An 18,919-nucleotide genomic window follows, 5' to 3' on the forward strand; every position below is an offset into this window, starting at 1 on the left:
ATTACCTGAACATGTCTTTTTCTTTGGGGCGAGTCAAATTTTGCACAGAAACATCCTCAGCGGCCTGATACCTGTATCCTCTGATTATAGCCACGGGGATTCCCTCGTTTGCTTGTCCCATGACCAACTCTGCTGCCGAGGCAAGCTCGTCCGCTATGCATGTTTGCTTCACATTAAGAACGTAGCCAAAGAGGTCTTTTTCGCCTCTGCGGTCACGGATGGGCTTAATCCCTGCTACGCCTATAGCAACGTTGATTTCCCCCATACGCAAAGGGCGCCCATGGGTATCTGAAATAATCACTGCAACACTGCAGCCCGTAATCCTCTTTATTTCATGCCTTATGTTTCGCGCTGACGCATCAGGGTCAACAGGAAGCAAAGCCACGCTTCGGTCGCCATTCACGTTAGACCGGTCTAATCCCGCGTTCGCTGAGATAATGCCGCTTTTTGTCTCCGTTATCAGGCTGTTGGGGCCCATGCGCACAATTTCTTTGGTTTCCCGAAGAATAACCTCCACCATAGCTGGCTCCTTGCCGACTTTTGCTGCAATCTCCACGGCGCGTTCTGAGGGCACAACCTCATCAAGGTTAACGATGCTTCCTTCGGCTTTAGAAACCGCAACATGCGTCACGACCACCACATCGCCTTCTTGGATTGGAGTGCCCTGTTTTTCTGCAGCTTCAACGATAAACTGTCCTATGTTGTCACCTTTTTGAAACAGCGGCAATTTTTCGACGGCAACAATTCTTACAGTATCCACTTAGTGGGTTCCCTTCAATGAATGCAATTGACTAGCTACCACAAGAACGCATTAAAGCTTATCTGAAGTAGCAAAAACGTGTATTCATGCCACAACCGCCCAGAAAAAACAAACCGTCCCCTGCCCAAGATTTCCTGCTACAAAAAGGTGAAAAATTTTGGGTGAGACGACGCTGCGTCTCAGTTTTTTTAGCTCTTATTAGGTTCGGAATTTCTGCAGCTTCTGCAGCATTTCTTTGTCGCCTTCAGCGTCACCAGCGCATGTGGCGATAATACCGTCGACTAAACCTTCCAGCCTTGCTGCTTTCTCTTCAACTGTGTCCATGGTTGCGGCAACTGGCCAGCCAATCATCTTGACTGTTTCCACGTTCTTTGGTGTGCCCACAAGGAAGTATGCGTAGATGGGTTTGTTCATTTTCTTGCATTCTTTGGCGACCTGTTCTAGGACTGGGAAGGATTGGTCTTCAAGCCTCATGAAGTAGATAAAGTCCCAGTCGCCCTTGGCGCGTTCGATGGTTTCTTCGACGGAGCGGCGTGCGGTCAGCAAGCAGCCAAGCTTTAGGTTCTTCAGCTTCACGTTTGCTTTCAGGAAGTCTCTTGCCGCTTCAGAGGAAGGCAGCATCTTTATGGGTTCGCCAAAGTGGGGTTTGTCGCCCATGGTGACTGCTAAGCCGTCAAGACCGATGATGTCAGAGGCTAAAGCTAAACCGCCAACTTCCACTGGACCCTTATAGTGTAGAATAAAGATGGGGCAGACATACTTGTCTGGGTACTTGTTTTTGAGGATGCAGCTTACAACGACGCCGCTGGGAGCTGGAAAACCGGCAGCGCTGTCGGTTACGTTCCATCCGTCAACTAAGTCTTTGATTTCATCTGCGAGCTTGAGGAATTTACGTGTTGGTACAAACTCGTTTAGTATTTTCATAGAGGCATCATCTTGGCTAAACGTAGATGGGTTTGGCTTAAAAAGGCTTTTGTAGCCGATAAACAAGGCGTTCTAGCGCTGCCGACAACAAATCTGCTTAAAATGTGGTTAACTGGGTAAGACAAGCTTTTTTCGGCTCTGATTTTTCCTTTTGTTTTCGTGATTGTTTGTCTAAACGTCGGTTTTCTGTGGTTGGGTTGGCGTCTTGTTGATACGGCTCAAGTTTTTGTTGGAATGCGCTTTTTTTAGCTTGCATAATTTTGTGATTTCCTCTTTATTTGCCTCTGCTCTGCATATGCCCAAGTTTTCTATCAGCTTTTTACCTGCGTCTGTTCGAACAATAACCGTTGAGTACCCGCTTGGGCTGCCCACTGAACCCGCCGAGACATCTGCGTGCCACGCCGGAAAATCGTCGCAGAACCTGCATCCCCCCGCAACTGCCCCCTCAAGGTCTCCCACCCTGCAGCTGTACTCTCGCTGGTCGAGGTAAGCGGTGAATTTGCCTTGCCGTATCTGGGTCTTTTGGGCTTCATCGATGTTCATGCCCAGAAGCTTCTGCGTCTGCGTTTTAAGTTTGGCGTAGTTGAATGCTTCAAAACAAAACAACCCAACTATTGTGATTTCTGCGTCGGGCACTTGCTGCTTTAGGTTTTTTTGGATTGCTCTGGCGGCTTTAGCTTGACAAGGCGTGCCAACCACCGCGATTCTCTTTCTCCCCTTAGCAACAAGCTCCCTCAGCTTAGGCGCAGTCAGTACCCTGAGGTATTTGGTTCCCTTTGCCGCCTCCACTTCCGCCACGTTCTCGGCAGCTACCGCCTCCGCTCGGTAGCCTTCTTTGCGTGCAACAACCACCGCCACATCAAACAAGCCCCTCTGCAAGCCCTCCACCAGCAGCGCAGAAACCACCCCGCCATCTTGACCTTCAATGCTGCTTTTGGCTGAAAACAGTTCATTGTAACTGCCCAAGTTTCCGTCTTCTATCTGCGTACCAGTTTGGGTTTTGTCTGCCCCTTTTTCCGCGGTGTTTGCCATTTTGACCGTGCCTTTATTGAGTAGTGTTTTTTCTTCAGATAAGTTTTCGCCAACCTATTTGGATGCTAATATTGATTCGATGCAGAACCTATAGAGGGGTCTACCCGCTAAGTTATTGTCAAGACCCTGTTGTGACTGCGTTGTTTGCCCACATGCATATTCCTTCGCTCCTTTTTTTTAGGAAACGTAAATTAATCCTTCAACGCGAAAAGTTATGGTTGTGGTGAAATTATGAAGGTTGCAGTTTCTGGAAAAGGTGGCGTAGGCAAAACCCTCATTGCAGGTGGCTTAGCCAAAGGGTTTGCTGACCGCGGCTTTAAATCAATGGCTATAGATGCTGACTCCTCCCCAAACCTTGCTTTGACGTTGGGGTTGACGGCGGAGCAAGCTCGAAAAATTTTGCCTTTGACCGAGAACAAGGAGCTTGTGGACTCCAAAACAAGCACTGGTTACTCGGGCGTCTACAACCTGAACTTTAAGGTAGATGATATAATTCGGGATTATGCCATGAAGACCCCGCTTGGCGTTGAACTCATTGTTATGGGCACCGTGAAAGCAATGGGTTCTGGCTGCATGTGCGCCCCCAATGCCATCGTGCGGGCAATGCTGCGGCATCTGATGGTGGAACGCAACGAAGCCGTCGTTTTAGACCTCGAAGCGGGCGTGGAACACATTGGCAGAGGAACAGCAAAAGCCGTAGACGTGTTGCTTATTGTGGCAGATTCTAATTTGAAGTCGCTGGAAATTGCCAAACACATTCACGACATGACTGCAGCAGCTGAAATGAAGCATGTTTACTTGGTTGGCAACCGCGTGATGAATCCAGCTCAGGAAGAAGCCATCAAAAGTTTCGCAAAGGAAAACCGTTTGGAGATTCTGGCGTTGGTGCCGTTTGACCAAAAAGTCATCGAAGCCGACATGCTTGGACAAACCCCGCTGAAAAATAAGGAAATGGCGGCAGTGCAGACCATAGACAATATATGCGACACGCTGCTTAAGAAAACCAATTAGTTTTGGGGTGAATTGTTTGAAAACCATTGTTACCATAGGGCGCGGCGGAACAGGCAAATCCAGCTTCACCGCCATGATGACAAAAGCGTTTGTGGAAGCAGGCAACACGCCGTTGCTGCTAGTGGACGCCGACCCCGACCAGAACCTCGCCGAAATGCTCGGCGTTGACCTTAAAGAGGCTGGCAAATCCACGTTGGCTGACCTTATTGTGGACACGTTCATCCAGAAGGGTGGAACCACGGTGGGGGTTTCGCCGACAGACCGCATTGAAAGCAGCATTTGGGCAAGGGGGCTTTACGAAAGCGACACTTTCGACTTTATATCTGTAGGCACCAAGTGGGTTGAAGGCTGCTATTGCATGCCTAACTCTGCGTTGAAAGCGGCGTTGGAGCATTTAACCAAGACCTACGAGTACGTGATTATTGATTCGCCTGCGGGGCTGGAGCACTTGAACCGACGTATAGCCTCCAAAGTCACCGACATCTTTGAAATGTTGGATCACTCCAAGAAGAGTGTGGACCACGCGAAACGTGCTTTCCGTATTGCTAAAGAAGTGAACATGCAGTTTGACAACTTTTACTTGGTGGGTGGCTACCGTTTTCCCGCTGAACGCGGCAAAATAGCGGAGCAGGAGTTAAACTTTAAGTACTTAGGCAAAATCCTTGCCGATGAGCAGGTAGATGATTACGTTCTTACTGGAAAGTCGCTTTTAGAGTTACCTTCTGACAACGCTGCGTTCGCTTCTGTAAAGGCAATTATGAAGGAAACAGGTTACATACAGCAATAACCCCCCACATTTTTGTCCAAAAAACGCCTTTTCACGCTTACATTCATTCGCCGCAACATTACTTTTCAGGGTGAACGCTGGAAAGGTTTAAAACAGGGCGTTTGAAGGTATATTCAAAACCTTTACTGAGGTTTGAACTTGACCACCAAAAACGTGCGCATGAAAATTGGCGAATTAAAGACCAATAATGGTCTAATTAAAAACCTCGACTTATCCATAGGGAAAATTGTTGATGATTCATGGGCTGAACCCATGGGGCCTACACCTTTTCCATCCATTGCATCCCTGAGAGACTGGGACCTGAAGCTTCTCAACAGATACAAGCCCTTTTATATGCCTGCTTGTGACCTCTGTTGCCTTTGCACTTATGGAAAATGTGACCTAACCGCAGGCAAACGCGGCGCTTGCGGCCTTGACATGGCGGCTCAGTCATCACGTATTGTGCTTCTGTCTTGCTGTATTGGCGCAGCAACCCACACTGCACACGCCCGACACGTAGTTCACCATTTAATCGAAACATACGGGCGCAGATACCCGCTTGACGTCGGCGGCTTAAACATCAAAGTAGAAGCCCCAATCACAAGACTTGTCTGCGGCATTAAACCCGAAACCATCGGCGACTTGGAAGAAGCCCTAGACTACGCAGAAGAACAAGTCACCCAATGTCTAGCATCCGTCCACACAGGACAAGAAGGCAACAACCTTGACTTCGAATCCAAAGCCTTCCACGTCGGCATGATTGACCACCTCGGCATGGAAATCGCCGATATCGCCCAAATTTCCGTTTACGATTTTCCTAAAGCCAACCCTGAAGCACCCCTAATTCAGATGGGCATCGGAACAGTTGACCAAACTAAACCCGTAATCATGTGCATCGGACACAACGTCGTTCCATCCGTAGGCATCATCGACTACATGCAAGACACTGGCGTAGCCGAAAACATCGAAGTCGTCGGCTTATGCTGCACCGCAATCGACAACACACGATACTACGACCGAGGCAAAATCGTCGGGCCTATCTCATGGCAACTCCGCTTCATACGTAGCGGCTTTGCCGACGTCGTCGTCTTAGACGAACAATGTGTCCGAACCGACGCTTACCTCGAAGCACAAGCCGTCAAAGCCCCAGTAATTGCGGCTTCCGAAAAGAACTGCTTGGGCTTTAAGAATCGAACAAACGACCCAGCAGACGAAATCGTCGCTGACCTCGTAAACGCCAAAGTCCCTGGTGTCCTAATTCTTGACCCTGAAAAAGTCGGCGAAGTCGCAGTGAAAACTGCACAAAAAGTTGCACCCCTACGAAAGAAGTTCAAGATTCTACCCTCCAACGAAGAAATCGTCCAGTTATCTTCCACTTGCCGCCAATGCAGCCTCTGCCAACGCTCCTGCCCTCAAAACCTCAAAATCCCTGAAGCTCTCAAAGCGGCATCTGAAGGCGACCTCTCCCTGCTAACTGAAATCTACGAAGCATGCATCGGATGCGGAAGATGCGAAGAAGTCTGCCCCGTTAAACTCCCAATTCACAGCTTCATCGTGAAATCTGCTGAACGCGAAATGTTTGAAGAGAAAAACTATTGCCGCTCTGGCCGAGGCGCAGTTCAAGACGTTGAAATCCGAAGTGTCGGTGGACCCCTCGTTTTGGGTGAAATCCCAGGCATTCTTGCCGTAGTCGGATGCGCTAACTATCCACGCGGCGGCAAAGACGTCTATGACATCTGCAGAGAATTCGCAAGCAGACGCTTCATCGTTGTCACCACTGGTTGCTCCGCTATGTCCGCTGGCTCCTACAAGAACGAAGACGGCCTGACCCTCTACGAAGAGTTCCCAGGCGACTTCGCAGCAGGCGGCGTAGTCAACATCGGCTCATGCGTTGCAAACTCCCACATATCTGGTGCAGCCATCAAAGTTGCAAACATCTTCGCTAAACGACCCCTACGCGGCAACTACGAAGAAATCGCAGATTACATCTACAACCGTGTAGGCGCAGTTGGTTTGGCCTGGGGCGCCTTCTCACAGAAAGCCTCCTCCATCGCAGCTGGCTTTTGGCGGTTAGGTGTTCCAGTGCTTGTTGGTCCACACGGAAACAAATACCGACGTATGCTCCTAGGCAGAAGCGATAAACCCGAAGATTGGTACACAATTGACGCCCGTACCGGCGAACAAGTCTACACTGGACCCGCGCCCGAACATCTGTTTCAATCGGTCGAAACCAAAGAAGAAGCCATGGTTGCTATCGCAAAATTGACGCTTAGACCAAACGACACTTGGAAGGGACGCTCAGGAAAACTATCCCACTACATAGACCTGCACAAACGCCACTACGGCTCAATGCCCCAAGACCTACACCTGTACATTCGCACGTTGGCTGATGTTCCAATCACCATGAAAGACGAAATCCTCAAGGTATTGAAGGAGAAAGACTGGAAAGAAAATCAAATCCCCGACCCCACAATTCTTCCAAGAATGGTCAGAACAATGAAACAGTAGGTGGAACATGATGTTGAAACAAACAACCCAAGAAGTAACCCTAACAATTGATGGGCAAGAAGTAAAAGCCCCCGAAGGCGCAACACTCCTTAACGTCGCAAGACAAATCGGCATTGACATCCCAACCCTATGCTACCACGCCGAAGTTTCTCCCTTCGGCGCCTGCCGTCTCTGCTCCGTGGAAGTAACCAAAAACGGTCGAACCAAAGTCGTAACCTCCTGTAACTACCCTATCGAAGAAGGCATAGTTGTCCAGACAAACTCCGAAAAAATCCAGAAAGTTCGCAAAGGCATCTTAGCACTTTTGATGGCGCGGTGCCCCAAGTCCGTCAAACTGAAAAACTTAGGCAAAGCCTACGGCTTAGAGGAACACGGGCTGTGGGAATCAGACCCTGAGGAAGACTGTATCCTCTGCGGTTTATGTGTGCGTGTTTGTAAAGAATTAGTTGGTGTTTCTGCCATAAACTTTGCTCAACGCGGTGTTGAACGCGAAGTAACCGCTCCCTACCACAAATTCTCTGACGACTGCATCGGATGCGGTGCATGTGCCCTGGTTTGCCCCACTGGCTCAAAGAAAATCCGAACCTACACCTACGCAACCATGGCTCCCCTGAAAGGAACCCGCGACGACATCTTTGGCGTCCACACCGAAATGTTCTCAGCCAAAGCTGCTGACGCAGAAGGTAACTTGGTGAAAGCACTGCTGACTGCCGGCTTTAGAAGTGGCTTATTTGACACTGCAGTTTTTGCACAACGCAAAGAAGGCAGCGAATATGCCGCCGAAGCAGTTATTGTTGAAAACGCTGGCGACGCTGCGAAGGCAAAAGAGGCTCCTCTGCTGAGAGTTAAAACAATGTCTACCTTGCTGGACGCAGTTGAAATGGGTAAACGCAAGATTGCCTTTGTCGGCTTACCCTGCCAAGTGCGTGCAGTGCGCAAAATGCAAACAAGCATGCAGCAGGAGATGCCTGATTTGGACATAACCTCCATAGGCTTATTCTGTAGACAATCTTTTGACCCTAAGAAACTCAAAGAAGAAGTCAAGAAACTCTTCAATGTTGACTTGGGTCAAGCTGAGAGCGTTCAGATAAGCGGAGACAAATTCGTGATGAAAGCGAATGGTCAAGAATACTCCTGTGACCTAACTCAACTTGACAACGCTATAGAAGTAGGCTGCACCTACTGCAACGACTTCCCCGCGATGTTTGCTGACTTGGCGGTTGGCGCTGCAGGAAGCCGCGCAGAATGCCCCACAGTGATTGTGCGAACTGAGAAAGGCAAAGCATTACTGGACACCACAAACCTAACCAAAGGCGACGTTAAGAAAGACGAAATTGCGGCGTTGTCGGAATCCAAGAAGAACCGTGCAAAAGAGCACACAGCACCTATCCTTAAGGAGATACTTGCACAACGTGCAAAGAAGGTGGAGTAAATGGCAACAAACGTAACAAACGAGCAATTAGACAAAATAATAGACAAATACGAGGGTAAAGAAGGCGTCCTAATTCAGCTCCTCTTGGACATCCAACGCGCCGTAAACTGGATACCCAAAGAAGCCATCACCCGAATAAACGAGCGTCTGGGCATACCTGTAAGCGAAATCTACCGCGTTGCAAGCTTCTACACCGCCATCAGCCTCAAACCCCGCGGCAAACACCTAGTGCGCGTCTGCGCTGGAACTGCCTGCTACGTTCGCGGCGGACAAAGAATCTTGGACGCTGCCGAACAAGCCATCGGAATAAAAGCAGGTGAAACTTCAAGCGACCTGAAATTCACGCTTGAAACAGTGAACTGCTTAGGCTGCTGTGCATTGGGACCAGTTGTAGAAATCAACGGAAAATACTACGGAACCACCACCCCCAAACAGATTAAAAAAATTATTGAAAACAAACGGAGTGCCTAACCATGACACACCTTAACTCTCCAGCTGAACTGGAACAACTTCAAAAACAAATTCTTGCAAGCAAAGACCCCAATCAGGTAATCGTTTCGATTTGCACAAGCACCGGCTGTGAAGCTTTAGGCGCACAAGACGTCCTTGAAACCCTAAAGGCTGAACTCAAAAAACACGGCTTGGAAGGCAAAGTTAAGATTCGCGAAACTGGCTGTTTGGGCTTCTGTGAGCAAGGTCCAAGACTTGTCATTTACCCACAAGGCGTCTACTACTTCAAAGTGCAAGCTTCTGATGTGCCTGACATAGTCGAAAAAACCCTCCTCAAAAATGAAGTCGTAAAACGCATCCTCTACAAAGACAACGTCACCGAAAGAATCACTGAGAAACTCTCTGATGTGCCCTTCTACAAGTACCAAAACCGGCTGCTGCTGGAAAACAACGCCAAAGTTGACCCTAAGAAAATTGACGACTACATCGCCTTAGGCGGCTACTCTGCATTAGCTAAATCCATCTCCAAGATGACTCCCGAAGGCGTGCTTGAAGAAATCAAGAAATCCAAGCTTCGAGGTCGCGGAGGCGGCGGTTTCCCCACTGGACGCAAATGGGAATCAACCCGCAAAGCCGAAGGTGAACCCAAATACGTCATTGTAAACTGTGACGAGGGCGACCCAGGCGCTTTCATGAACCGCGCGTTGATGGAAGGCAACCCCCACAGCATCCTTGAAGGATTAATCATCGCTGCATACGCGGTTGGCGCAAGCGAAGGCTTCCTTTACGTCCGTCAAGAGTACCCTCTGGCAGTAGAAAACATGCAGCTGGCCATCGAAGAAGCAGAGAAACACGGCTTGCTCGGCAGCAACATTCTGGGCTCCACCTTTAACTTCAAAGTATCCATCCACAGAGGCGCAGGCGCCTTCGTTTCAGGCGAATCCACTGCACTCATGAACGCCATTGAAGGCAAAGTGGGTGAACCAAGACCAAAATACGTGCACACCTCCGACAAGGGTCTCTACGACAAACCAAGCGTCCTCAACAACGTAGAAACCTACGCTAACGTTCCCATGATCATAAACAACGGCGCGGAATGGTTCCAGAAAATCGGCACCGAAGGTAGCAAAGGCACCAAGATATTTGCCCTTGCAGGCAAAGTCAACAACACAGGCTTGGTTGAAGTTCCCTTCGGCGTGACCCTGCGAGACATCATCTTCAAGATCGGCGGCGGTATCCGCAACAACAAGAAATTCAAAGCTGTCCAGACTGGTGGTCCTTCCGGCGGAGTTATCCCCAAACAGTACTTGGATTACCCAGTTGACTTTGATGAGCTCTCTAAGCTTGGCTCCATGATGGGTTCAGGCGGCATGATTGTGCTGGACTCAGACACCTGCATGGTTGACGTAGCTCGATACTTCATCAACTTCCTCTGCGACGAATCTTGTGGTCAATGTGTCCCCTGCCGTGAAGGTCTAAAGCAAGCCCGTAAAATCCTTGATGACATCGTAACTGGCAACGGTAAACCCGGCGACTTTGAGAAACTGCAGCAGATTGCTGAAACCATGAGTGTTGCATCGCTTTGTGCGTTGGGTCAAACTGCAGCAAACCCCATGCTAACAACGCTTCGCCACTTCAAAAAAGAATACCTTGCCCACCTCGAAGAGAAACGTTGCCCCGCCTTGGTCTGCAAGCCGCTGCTTACCTTCTACATTGACCCCGAGAAATGCACTGGCTGCCAATACTGCGCTATGAGCTGCCCTGAACACGCAATTGAAGGTGCAATGGATAAAATCCACGTGATTAACCAAGACAAATGCACCAAATGTGGAACCTGCTTTGACATGTGTCCACCTGAATACTCTTCAGTAAAGAAGCTCTCTGGAGAACCCGCGCCTTCACCGATTCCTGAAGACCACCGTTGGATTAAACGACCTTGGGCTCTTGCTGAGGTTTCAGGAACCAAGAAAGCTCACATAATCTCCAACGCCAAAGTTGCAGCTGAACTTGTCTCGAAGGCTACCCACCCGCTTCTCATCGTGGGCTCTAACGCCGTTGAGAACGAGTACGAAGGCAAGAACCTGATTGATTACATGATAGAGTTTGCAAAGAAAGTCAACATGCCCGTTGTCGCTACAGCACAGACCGTCAATGAATTCCTAAAGCGAGGCTACACTCCTGCTGGCGCAATGTCTGCTACTGAAATCGGCTGCCGACTAGTTGACCCTGAATGGAACGGCATCGACTCTAAAGGTCCACATGACATGGCAATCTTCGTTGGCGTACCAATGGTGACTGCTGTTGAAGTCTTATCTGGGCTGAAGAACTTCGCTCCCAAGCTTAAGACTTTAAACTTGGACAACATGTATAATCAGCATGCAAGCTGGTCTTTGCCTAGCTCAACGGTGAAAGATTGGGTTGCTACCCTCACAGTCATGACTTCAAAATTAGAAGAAGATGGAGGAAACTGAGAAAATGTCAATGTTTGAAGATATACCCGTAGAAGTTGGCGTAATCTACGAAGGAGAACGCATACGCAAAAACGACATGCAAGTCGAACTCGGCGGACCCAAAGTCAAAGAAAAATTTGAACTCGCAAAAGTCAGGCCCATGGACCAAATCGAAGACGGAAAAATCACCATCATCGGACCCGACCTAAAAGACATAGCAGAAGGCAGCGCCGTCCCCTTCGGCATTCTTGTCGAAGCCGCAGGCGCAACCCTTGATGCAGGTCTTGAAGGTGTAATCGAGCGACGCATCCACGGCTACCTCAACTACATCGAAGGCTTCATGCACCTAAACCAGCGCTACGACATCTGGATGAGACTTGGCAAGAAATCCTTCCAAAAAGGCATGAACAGCTTCGAATACGCCGGTAAAGTTCTTTACCGCCTATTTAAAAGCGAGCTGTCTATCATCGAAAAACTACAGATAACCTTCGTTACGGACCCCAACAAAATCAGTGAAATGTACCCTGCAGCCGTTGCAGACTATGAAGCCCGCGACGCAAAAGCTCGGGGGCTTAAAGATGAGGAAGTTGACAAATTCTATGGCTGTGTTCTGTGCCAATCTTTCGCACCCAGCCACGTTTGTGTCATTACTCCTCAACGCTACAGCAACTGCGGTGCCATCAGCTGGTTTGACGGCAAAGCCTCAGCAAGCATCGACCCCAAGGGTCCAGTGTTTGCAATCGAACGCGGCGAACTTTTGAACGCTGAGAAAGGCGAATTTAGCGGTGTCAACGAAACCGTCAAGAAACGCACCATGGGCGATGTTAACCAAGTTTGGCTCTACACTGCCTTTGACCACCCACACACTTCCTGCGGATGCTTTGAAGCAGTCGCTTTCTACATCCCCGAAGTTGACGGGTTAGGCGTGGTTCATCGTAGCTTCAAAGGCGCAACCGTAAACGGCTTGCCTTTCAGCACCATCGCAGACTCTGCAGCAGGCGGACGACAAGTAGACGGCTTCCACGGCATGTCCATCGAATACATGCGTAGCAAGAAATTCTTCGCTGCTGACGGCGGATGGAACCGCATCGTTTGGCTGCCTAAAGAAATCAAGGAACGCGTAAAAGACTTCATCCCTGCAGACGTGATTGACAAAATCGCCACTGAAGAAAACGCAACCAACATCGACGACTTGAAGGCTTTCCTGAAAGAAAAGAACCATCCAGTGGTTGCACAGTGGGAAAAAGAAGAAACCGCAGTTGAAGAAGCACCCGCAGAAGAAGCAGTTGAAGGACAAATGATGCCAGTGATGACTGCATCCTCGCTACCTATAACGGCTGGCGGCTTTAAGATAATCCTTAAGGATGCAAAGATATACGCCAACAAAGTCATAATTAAAACGGTTAAGGACGAAAAAACCAAATAAGCGGTGACAAATTTGCCTCACCACGAAAGAAAAGACTACAAAAAAGAAGACAGTGGCTCAGGTTTGGGGCTAAGCCCCGAACTTCTTGACCTTCTGGCCAAGTTCCAAGAAATCGAACTTGAAGACTTCCAGATGGACGCCAGCGAGATAGAGTTGTCCTTCACGCCAGGTATGTTGGCTGGGCAAGCAATGCCTACGCTAAAGTTGCCTCCAGCTTTGAAGGCTAAACCTGTTTCGATGCTGCAGGCCGCATTTGTGCCTCCAGTCGAGACTTACCCCGGCAAAATTGCTGAGGTGAAATTGGGCGGCACTAAAGGCGAAGGTGGCACACGCGGCAAATCCATAACCATCGGTGGAGAAATCTCTCCAGCTTTCTACACCTTTGAGAAGCCCGTGGTTCACTCCCCCATCGTGACTTTGGACGTTTTTGACATGGCTGTTCCCCTGTCAAAAGCCGTAAAAATGCACGTGAAGGATGTTGTGGGTGACCCTGCGGCGTGGGCGAAACTTGCAGTGGACAAGTTCGGTGCAGACATGGTTACCGTACACCTCATTAGCATTGACCCCTTGCTCAAAGACGCCACTCCTAAAGATGCTGTGAAGACGGTTGAGAACATTTTGCAGGCTGTCGATGTTCCGCTGGTTATCGGCGGATGCGGTGACCCCGTGAAAGACGCAAATGTCTTTGCAGAAATAACTGAGACCTTCAAAGGTGAACGTTTCCTCATAAGCTCGCTGACACGCGACATGGACGTTGAACGATGCGCTAAATTCGTCAAGAACAATGGGCACGCCGCATTATCCTTCACTCCAATGGATCTTAACTTGGCACGTGAACTTAACCGCAGACTCTACGACTTCTTGGGCAAAGAAGACATAGTTATGGACTTAACCACGGCGGCTTTGGGCTACGGTTTGGATTATGCTTTCACAAACATGGAACGCGCTAGGCTCGCAGGTTTGATGGGCGACGTTGAATTGGCTCACCCGATGTCTTCAGGAACCACCAACGCTTGGGCAGCCAGAGAAGCTTGGCTCAAGATGGCTCCTGAATGGGAACCCCGCGAACTTCGAGGTCCCCTCTGGGAAGTCACCACCGCTCTGACGCTTCTGCTAGCAGGTGTGGACCTGTTCATGATGATGCATCCAGCCGCAGTAAAAACCCTCAAAGACGTAACTAAAAACTTGGTAAACGGCGGAAAAGTCGACGCAAGCAAATTTGCCGACTGGCTTTCCGTCAAGGCATAAGGAGATGCAAACGATGAGCAAAAAAGCTTCAATAAAAGAACTCAGCCCAATAGACGTATACAAACTCCTGCCAAAAACCAACTGCAAAGAATGCGGCCAAGAAAACTGCATGGCTTTCGCCACAAAAATGGTCAACCGCGAAGTAACCTTAGACGCCTGCAAACCCCTGCTAAAGAAAGAAAACGAGAAATCCTACCTCAAACTCAAAGACCTGCTTAAACCCGCAGTTAAAGAAGTCATTGTTGGCGTTGGCGAGAAAGCCAAGAAACTCGGCGGCAAACTCGTCATGTACCGACACGAATTCACCTACACAAACCCCACCGCCCTTGCCATCGACGTAACTGACGAAATGCCTGAAGCCGAAGTCATCAAACGCGTCCAAAGCACCGAGAACTTCAGTTTCGAATACATCGGCAACACTCTAAAACTTGACATGATTGCCATCCGATGCACCTCTGGCGACGCAGAAAAATTCAAAGCCACCGTCAAGAAAGTCTCCGAAACCACCGCCCTGCCCTACATCATCTGTACTCTTAGCGCTAACATCGCCGAAGCAGGCTTAATGGCTGCTCCCAAAGCTAACCCGCTTCTGTACGCAGCAAACAGCGAAAACTGGAAAGACATGGCTGAACTCGCGATGATGTACCATTGCCCGCTGGTTGTCTCCGCACCAAACGACCTGAACATGCTTGTCTCTTTGGTGAATACCCTCACTAACTACGGCGTAACTGACTTGGTCTTAGACCCCGGAACCTTTGCAAATGAAGGCTTAGCCACCACTATTAACAACTTTACAATGCTGCGCAGAGCCGCGTGTAAAGCAGGTGAAGCCCTCGCTGGGTACCCCATGATTGGAGTTCCAATGGTTGCTTGGGTTGGCAAAGACGGCGCCGCAGACGAAATCATCAAGTGGAAAGAAGCATACTTGGCTTCCATGTTGGTGGTTCGCTACGCCGATGTAGTCGTAATGCATGGCAACGACGGCTGGTCTCTGCTGCCTACTACAGTGCTGCGTCAAAACATCTACACCGACCCACGCAAACCCGTCGCAGTCGCACCGGGCCTTAAGGTGTTCGGCACCCCCGACGAGAACTCGCCAGTGATGTTCACCAGCAACTTTGCCCTGACCTACTACACTGTTGCCTCAGACATTGAAAGCAGCAAGCTCAACGCTTACCTTATCGTCGTGGAAAGCGAAGGCTCAGCCATTGACAGCGGAGTCGCAGGACGCAAACTCACCGCCGACCGCGTAGCCGAAGCCCTCAAAGAATCAGGCGTCGAAAACAAAGTCAAACACAAGAAACTCATCATCCCTGGCAAAGCATCCAGAATCAGCGGCGAAATCGAAGAGCTCACAGGCTGGAAAGTGCAGGTCGGACCACGCGACAGCAGCGAAATCCCCAAGTACCTCACAGAAAAATGGCAACCCTAAGCCATCTCACCTTTCCTTTTTGTTTTTGTTACTTGTTTGCAGTTTTCAGTTGTTTTTTTCCAACAGATTTAACCGAAATGCGTCCAGTACGGTTGTTTGATGATATGTGCAGCCTTAAAACCGTAAACCTTTTCTTTCTCTGTCTTTAGCGTTCTGCTCTGTAACCTGCTTCTTTTGGTTTGGTGTGCCCCCGATGGTTAATTCACTTTGGTTGGCTAACCTTGATTATTTTTCAAAATGCCGAATGAATATGTTATTCATGCCAAGTGTTAAATTTCTATTACGTTGAATTGTAGTCATCGAAAAATAATTGTCGATGATTTACTGAAGAGAGAGATACTTAAATGAACATAAATAATTTTAGAAAACTGTTGGTGGCGGCAGTAACGGTGTTACTGTTGTCATCAATGTTTGTATTCGCAGCAGACCTAAAGACGGCAAACGCAAGCGACCCGCCACAGAGTATCCAAACATGGACGTTCGTTGCAGTCACAAACGACCCCATCGGTATCGGCCAACAGATGGACATAGTCTTCTGGCTCAACGCTTACCCACCAACCGCTGTAGGACAATCAGGTGACCGCTGGACCTTCAACGTGGACGTCACAAAACCAGACGGTTCAAAGACAACCCTTGGGCCAATCATTTCTGATCCTGTAGGTTCAGGATACGCACACTTTACCCCTGATCAGGTAGGCACATATTCCGTGGTGGCTAGATTTGCAGAAAAAACGATAGATGGAACACCAAACGGCTTTGCACCTGGCTACAACCCAATGAGTTTTGGCTATTCAAGCATAAACGACACCTACCTTGCTAGCACCAGCGACCCCGCAACCTTCGTTTGTCAAGAAGAAGCAATCCAGCCATGGCAGGAACCTCCAATTCCCACTGGCTACTGGACTACACCCGTTAACGCCATGAACCGCGGCTGGGAATCCATAGTCGCCAACTGGCTAGGTGGAGCAGCACAAAACAACGGGCCAACCGCTAACTTTGGCTGGGGCAAAGCGCCTGAAAGCGCCCACGTCCTCTGGACAACACCCATGTGGTCAGGCGGAATTATGGACGCAAGATTTGGCGACTCCATGAACTACGAGACAATCCACTACGAAGGCTTAAGCTTCAGCCCAATCATCCTAGACGGCAGAATCTACTACAACGTACAGTCACTACCCCGAGAAGGCTGGTACTGCCTAAATCTCTACACTGGCGAGACAGAATACTTCCAGAACACCACAGGACCAATAAGCGGAGTAGGCGGAGGATTCGAACTCACAGGAGCAATCCAAGAAGGAGCACTGAGTTTCGGTCAAATACTCAACTATCAGTCGCCAAACCAGATGGGTGGCTACCCATACTTATGGAGCACTCCTTCGTCCAACTCCTTCGGAGGTGCCACCAGCCAAACGGACTGGAGAATGTATGACGCTTACTCTGGTAACTACATCTGCAGCATAGCCAACATTACATCACCACTTATAGTCGACGGACAACCAGTAATGACCATGGGAATGATGGGTCCCACACCAGTAATGGTTGGAGCAACAGGTTTCCAAGTTTACGGCAGTGATGGAAGTATCTGCTACTACAACATCGTCAACGCTGGAACTGCGGCTGAACCACAATACCTCCTGCAAGTCTGGAACAGCACCAAAGCTATCTCGTACAAAGCAGACCAAGATGCACTAGAAAGCGCCAACAACGCGTATTGGATGTGGCGACCGTTCCTTAACTACACCTTCGACGGGTCCCAAGGCTTCACTTTGAACGTACCAACAGTTGATTTGACTGGTGCAGGAAGCTTACAAACAGTCCGTGAAGGCAAATACGTTATAGGCGGAACCGCGGGGATGAACAACGGCACATTCGTTCAGGAAGGACAAATGTGGGCGATAAGCCTTACGCCAGGCGAGGAAGGCAAACTGCTCTGGAACGTAACCTTCACTCCACCAGTGAGCAGCGTACCCTCTAGTGCTACCGGCATGTTCGGAGGTGGTGTCATGTCCCTGGCAGGTGGAGGATTGTTCGGAGGCGCTTCAGGAGTGGACCCCGAAGACGGCGTGTTCCTGTTCCAGCAGACAATGACTAGACAATGGTGGGGCTACAGCCTCGAAACAGGTGAAGAGCTTTGGCATAGTGAACCTGAAGACCAATGGAGCTACTACGGCATGAGTTTTGACATCTACAACGGCATGTTGCTTTCTTCAGGAGGCGGCATGGCTGGCTCAGAACTTAGAGCCTACAACATAACCACCGGCGAAGTTCTTTGGACATATGTACCTCACCAAGTCGGCTTCGAATCACCCTACGGTCTGTACCCAATCAGCATCTCATGCATCGCTGACGGCAAAATTTACCTCTATTCCCGTGAACACCACCAAATCGGCAACCTCTGGAGAGGCACAACCCTACGATGCATCAACGCCACCGACGGGGCAGAACTTTGGCAACTGGCAAGCTGGGGAAGCGGATACGTCTTATCCAACGGCTACCTAGTAGGATGGAACGCCTATGACAATCAAATCTACTGCGTCGGCATTGGACCTAGCGCCACCACAGTCAACGTACAAAACGACGTCGTAAACAAAGGCGCCACAGCCTTCATCAAAGGTACAGTGACAGACCAAAGCCCTGGCGCCGTAAAGGCAGCAACAACATTCGGCTACCTAAATGGCGTCCCAGCAGTTTCCGACGCTGACCAGCAAGGATGGATGGAGTACCTCTACGAGCAACAGGCTTTGCCCGCAGATGCTAAAGGCGTTAAGGTGCACTTGACGGCAATTGACCCCAACGGCAACACCCAAGACATCGGCTACGCAACAACTGACCTCGGCGGCAGCTTCGGCTTCCCGTGGGTTCCCCCAGTGGAAGGCACCTACCAAGTCATGGCAACCTTTGAAGGCAGCAAATCCTACGGTGGTTCATATGCCACAACTCAGTTTGAGGTGTTACCCGCCACTGTTTCGCCAGCAGTCACTGTACAGCCAACACCAACTATGCCTACTCAACCAACTTCAGCACCTACCTCAGCGCCTACACAGCAAACTTCGCCTTCGCCCAGTGAAGCTCCACAACCCGCAACTATCGCAAGCACCCCAACCCTGACCTACATCGCCATCGGCGCAGCAGTCATCATCGTTGTTGCAGCCGCAGCAGTGCTGGTCTTAAGACGCCGAAAATAAACGGTAAAACAAACAACTTCCCTTCTTTCCTTTTTGAAAACATCATTTGTGTCTGATAAAGGGGCTGAGTAGACTCTGGAAAATATTTTCCCATTTGCTTGTTGGGTCTTCACTCTTCTCTTCTAAATTGTTCCAGAGCCCCAGCAACCCCTCTTCAAACTTCCACTATGCATACTTCGACAGAAAAACTGCGGTGTAGAAGGTAGACGAATCTATTTGCCGCCTATTTGGATGCTATTAGTAATTCGATGCAGAAACGATAGAGGGGAGGGGTCTACGCTACTGACAAAGCCAC

General features: G+C 49.5%; 13 protein-coding genes. 10 read left to right on the top strand and 3 right to left on the bottom strand.

Going from position 1 to position 18,919, the window contains the following annotated elements:
• Position 1 precedes the first annotated feature (1 nt).
• The 3 genes from cofE to ACBZ72_12115 all read right to left on the bottom strand — a co-directional run bounded on the left by cofE (position 2) and on the right by ACBZ72_12115 (position 2,716).
• Positions 2-760: a coenzyme F420-0:L-glutamate ligase gene (gene cofE, locus ACBZ72_12105; GenBank protein XES76902.1), complete on the bottom strand. Its 759-nt coding sequence runs from the start codon at positions 758-760 to the stop codon at positions 2-4.
• Positions 761-958: 198 nt separating this feature from the next.
• Entirely contained in the window at positions 959-1,684 is a 726-nt protein-coding gene (locus tag ACBZ72_12110; GenBank protein ID XES76903.1) for a hypothetical protein, read from the bottom strand.
• A 171-nt stretch (positions 1,685-1,855) separates the two neighbouring features.
• Positions 1,856-2,716 (bottom strand): Coenzyme F420 hydrogenase/dehydrogenase, beta subunit C-terminal domain, encoded by an 861-nt coding sequence (locus tag ACBZ72_12115; GenBank protein ID XES76904.1) that lies wholly within the window; start codon positions 2,714-2,716, stop codon positions 1,856-1,858.
• 231 nt (positions 2,717-2,947) lie between these two features.
• Here ACBZ72_12115 and ACBZ72_12120 point away from each other — a divergent pair, with 231 nt between their 5' ends.
• The 10 genes from ACBZ72_12120 (at position 2,948) to ACBZ72_12165 (ending at position 18,624) form a co-directional block, all read left to right on the top strand.
• Positions 2,948-3,727, top strand: coding sequence for an AAA family ATPase (locus tag ACBZ72_12120; protein XES76905.1), 780 nt, complete (start codon positions 2,948-2,950; stop codon positions 3,725-3,727).
• 16 nt (positions 3,728-3,743) lie between these two features.
• The gene (locus ACBZ72_12125) at positions 3,744-4,514 is read left to right on the top strand and encodes an AAA family ATPase (GenBank protein ID XES76906.1); all 771 of its coding nucleotides are present in this window, start codon (positions 3,744-3,746) and stop codon (positions 4,512-4,514) included.
• A 159-nt stretch (positions 4,515-4,673) separates the two neighbouring features.
• On the top strand, positions 4,674-7,001 hold the full coding sequence (cdhA, locus tag ACBZ72_12130) for a CO dehydrogenase/acetyl-CoA synthase complex subunit alpha (GenBank protein XES78688.1): 2,328 nt from the start codon (positions 4,674-4,676) through the stop codon (positions 6,999-7,001).
• 10 nt (positions 7,002-7,011) lie between these two features.
• On the top strand, positions 7,012-8,433 hold the full coding sequence (locus tag ACBZ72_12135; protein XES76907.1) for a Coenzyme F420 hydrogenase/dehydrogenase, beta subunit C-terminal domain: 1,422 nt from the start codon (positions 7,012-7,014) through the stop codon (positions 8,431-8,433).
• Positions 8,434-8,904 carry an NADH-quinone oxidoreductase subunit NuoE gene (gene nuoE / locus ACBZ72_12140; protein ID XES76908.1) on the top strand — a complete coding sequence of 157 codons (471 nt, stop codon included), beginning with the start codon at positions 8,434-8,436 and terminating at the stop codon, positions 8,902-8,904.
• Between the two features lie 2 nt (positions 8,905-8,906).
• Complete coding sequence (gene cdhB / locus ACBZ72_12145) at positions 8,907-11,354, top strand: CO dehydrogenase/acetyl-CoA synthase complex subunit epsilon (GenBank protein ID XES76909.1); 2,448 nt, start codon at positions 8,907-8,909, stop codon at positions 11,352-11,354.
• 10 nt (positions 11,355-11,364) lie between these two features.
• Positions 11,365-12,759, top strand: a complete 1,395-nt coding sequence (gene cdhC, locus ACBZ72_12150) for a CO dehydrogenase/CO-methylating acetyl-CoA synthase complex subunit beta (protein ID XES78689.1) — start codon at positions 11,365-11,367, stop codon at positions 12,757-12,759.
• A 12-nt stretch (positions 12,760-12,771) separates the two neighbouring features.
• Positions 12,772-14,007, top strand: a complete 1,236-nt coding sequence (gene cdhD, locus ACBZ72_12155; GenBank protein XES76910.1) for a CO dehydrogenase/acetyl-CoA synthase subunit delta — start codon at positions 12,772-12,774, stop codon at positions 14,005-14,007.
• 13 nt (positions 14,008-14,020) lie between these two features.
• On the top strand, positions 14,021-15,439 hold the full coding sequence (gene acsC, locus ACBZ72_12160) for an acetyl-CoA decarbonylase/synthase complex subunit gamma (GenBank protein XES76911.1): 1,419 nt from the start codon (positions 14,021-14,023) through the stop codon (positions 15,437-15,439).
• A 344-nt stretch (positions 15,440-15,783) separates the two neighbouring features.
• Positions 15,784-18,624 (top strand): PQQ-binding-like beta-propeller repeat protein, encoded by a 2,841-nt coding sequence (locus ACBZ72_12165; GenBank protein ID XES76912.1) that lies wholly within the window; start codon positions 15,784-15,786, stop codon positions 18,622-18,624.
• Positions 18,625-18,919: the final 295 nt, after the last annotated feature.

The organism is Candidatus Bathyarchaeia archaeon (assembly GCA_041447175.1).
Classification (GTDB): Archaea; Thermoproteota; Bathyarchaeia; order Bathyarchaeales; family Bathycorpusculaceae; genus JADGNF01.